Source organism: Campylobacter sp. FU_520, assembly GCF_025772385.1.
Lineage (GTDB): Bacteria > Campylobacterota > Campylobacteria > Campylobacterales > Campylobacteraceae > Campylobacter_D > Campylobacter_D lari_C.
Genome location: NZ_JAKMRZ010000033.1, coordinates 1 through 3,210 on the forward strand (window position 1 = coordinate 1; position 3,210 = coordinate 3,210).

At 25.8% G+C, this 3,210-nt stretch carries 2 protein-coding genes and 1 pseudogene; all 3 read right to left on the reverse strand.

Annotated features, from left to right (window positions below):
• Positions 1–1,421 (reverse strand): annotated as a pseudogene (locus L8W55_RS07805) (hypothetical protein); the annotation flags it as partial.
• Complete coding sequence (locus tag L8W55_RS07810; protein WP_044598836.1) at positions 1,408–2,238, reverse strand: hypothetical protein; 831 nt, start codon at positions 2,236–2,238, stop codon at positions 1,408–1,410. The gene L8W55_RS07810 and the pseudogene L8W55_RS07805, both read right to left, overlap by 14 nt.
• Before the next feature lie 147 nt (positions 2,239–2,385).
• Positions 2,386–3,210: bacteriophage T4 gp5 trimerisation domain-containing protein (locus tag L8W55_RS07815; RefSeq protein ID WP_318529812.1), on the reverse strand; the 825-nt coding region annotated here is incomplete at its 5' end.

The following is a 3,210-nucleotide window of genomic DNA, read 5'->3' on the forward strand; positions in this document are numbered from 1 at the left end:
TCTTTGAAATTTATACTTTCTTTTATATTACTTTTTTGATTTAAGTTTTTATTTATTTCTTTATTTTCATTTTTATTGATTGTTTTATCTTTGTTATTTAATTCTTCATTGATAATAAAAGAACTCATATAAGTTTGATAAGCATGTTCTAAATCTTTAAAACCAAGTCTTTTAAATTCATCAATACTTTTATAAAGTTCTTTTCTTGCATTTAAATAAGTATCGTTTAGTTTGTTTTTATGAGAGATAAAGATAGTATAAAAACTAGAGTTAAATTCTAATTCTTTTATTGTGTTTTCATCAAATAAAGCTTGCTTATCTTTATCATATAAAACATAATCTTCACAAAAATATAAAGCTTTTAATAAATAGGGTTTTGAATCGATGTTGATGTTGTTGATATCTTGCAAGTTTAAAGTCTTTAGTAGGTATTGTTTATTAGCAATAATACTTAAGCTTTGATTGGAATTTAAAAAAGTATTTCTTTCTTGTTTTAATTGAAAGCTTAGCTTTTCATTTAAAGATTTAAATAAAGAATTAAAAATTTCATTTTTTATTTTATTGTCTTCTGTATAAAGTTTTAAATCAAATTGATATTTTTGTTCTTCTTGTTCAATGATTTTTTCTTGTTCTTTTAAATCTTGTATGTTTTTTAAATATTCTTCATCTATAAAATTGTAAGTTGTAGAAGCTATACTTGTTTTAGTTATAAGTTCTTTTTTCTTTGCTAGAGCAAGTTTGTATTGTTTTGAATAGCTAGGGTAGGGGCGTGGAGTGAAGAGGGAGAAAGGATTGATTAGTTTTTGAAAAAAATCATTTGGATGATCAATACATTGACCATTAGGTGTTATAGAATTACTAGGGCATACAACAGGAGGTTTAATTTTATCTGCGATTTTATTAAGCAAATCTTGAGTATTTATTAGCAGTTTTTTTGCTAATTCTTTAATGTTTTCAGAAAAATAGTAAGATATAACACTTCCTCCAGCAAAAATAATTATACCAAAAATAATTTTTCCTCTAAACAAGATAAGTGCTATTTCTTTAGAAATATCTAAGCCTTTTTTTAAAACAAAATCTTGTATAACTTCTTCTCCTAGTTTTACTAAAACTTTAGTTATATCGCCATTGTTAATATACTCTAAGGTATATTCAGTAATTTTTAGTTTGTTATCCACTTTATCTGTAATAACTTGAACTTTTTGAATATAAGGTTGTAGGGTTTCTTTAGTGGGAGAGTTGGGGGAAAGGTTGAAGCCACTGCTAAAAAAATCGAAAGTATTACTTGCTTTTCCTATTCCTTCTCTACTAATTTCTATAACCTCTTGTCCTTCTCTTAGAGCTTCTTTTATACTTTCTTTAATGTTAATAGTAGTATTGTTTTCATTATGAATACTAGTATTATTTTCATTTGCATTCATCTAAGGCCTTTTGGATTTTGTTTATTGTATCTTCTATAAAGATTGATACATTTTTGCGGTAATCTTTCCATTCTTTTCCGAGTGTCTTATCGAGAAGTTTTGAGCTATTTGGATCTAAATTATTAAATATATTATAGTTTTCTTTCATGTTTTGAAATATGAAATTTGTATCCTTAGAAGAACACAATTGATTGTTATGAAATAAAAGAAGACCTCGAATTGTTATTTTTGGATAGATTGCCATAGTTTTATACCAAGAACCCTTATTCAAATAGCCTATGCTATCTAAATAATCATAAAATTCTTCATAGTGCTTTATAAATTTAAGTTTTTCTTCAAAAATTTGTTTTTCTAAATCTTTAGTAGAGGCTCTTAAGTTTAGGTATTTTTGTTTCTCATTTGAATTTAAATCGCTTATGAAATTAAGATAATTAAAATAAGTATGTTCTTTGCCATGTAGAAAAATGAAAAGACTAATGTAGCTTTTAAGAGAAACTTCAAAGTACCTATCCTCAAATCCAAATAATTTAGCCACCTTAAAATCAAAAATAGCCTTTTGCATTTTTGTATTTAAATCTCTAAAGTCTTCTAGTTTAGGCTGATAATCATCTACAATTTTAATCATATCTTTAGGACTTGGATTTAAAGTCATTTTTTCAAAAATTCTAAATTCTTGTTCTTTTTTAGGAAAATGATACATTCCCCAATAAATCGTATATAAAGGAGAATAAAGTAATTTTGCAAGCACGGCAAGTATTATGATTAATATAATACAGGGTATATAAAATCTTTTAAGTTTATAAAAAGGTTTTTTCATTTATATTCCTTGGTATTTTAAAAATAGTTTATAAAATTTTCTATAAAAATCATAATGATATTTTTTATACTATTTATTGTATTACTAATATTTGGCATTCTCAAATTTTTAAAATATAGTATTTATTTTCAAATAAATACTATATATTTACTCTGCTTTAATTTCTCCACCTTTAACAACAAGACCCTTAGAATCTATCACTACTTCTACTCCACCTGCTTTAATGATAACACAATCTGGTTTAGCATTAATCAATGTTTCTCCTACTTGTATAGTTGCCTCACTATCAGCCTTTAGATAATGAGCTGTTTTTGCATAGGTAGTGATATTATTAGCCACCATACTTGTATTTTTATCGCTTTCAAATCCCATGGATTCATTGCTTGTAAAAAGAATATTGTCTTTACTTTTACAATCTATCTCTTTTTCGCTCAAGACTTGTATTTTATTGCTTGTATTTATATTGTAATAACCTTCTATAATTTCTTTTTTGTTTCCTTTAACATTTCTAGTTTCATCTTTATGTATAATGGTATTTTTGTTTGCACATATTTCAGTGTCTTTATTTTCTCCTATATATTCACTTGAATTTTTAGCTACTCTTAACTTGTTGTCTACTCCTACATTTAAAGTGTTAGATAGTCCAACTATGGTGTCTTTAGATAAACCTACATTTATTAGATACTCAGCACCAACATTGACATTTTTAGCTAAATCTATAGTTTGCGTATGAACTTTTTTAATTCTTTCATTATAAATCCCATCCACCATAGAATCTTTATCATTTAAAATTCTTTGAGTAAAGTTGTGCTGAACCAATTCATCATAGTCTCTTTCTGCTTTTAGATAGATTTGTTCTTTATCTTTTAAGTTGGATAAAGTTAGTTCATTGTATCCTTGTTCGTATACTCCTATAGTTTTAGAGCTAATGGAAGTTTTGTGATCATGGTGTGGCAACGATACAAGAGGATC

Coding starts and splice junctions, on each gene's coding strand:
- L8W55_RS07810 (WP_044598836.1), bottom strand. CDS start 2,238: ATGAAAAAACCTTTTTATAAACTTAAAAGATTTTATATACCCTGTATT.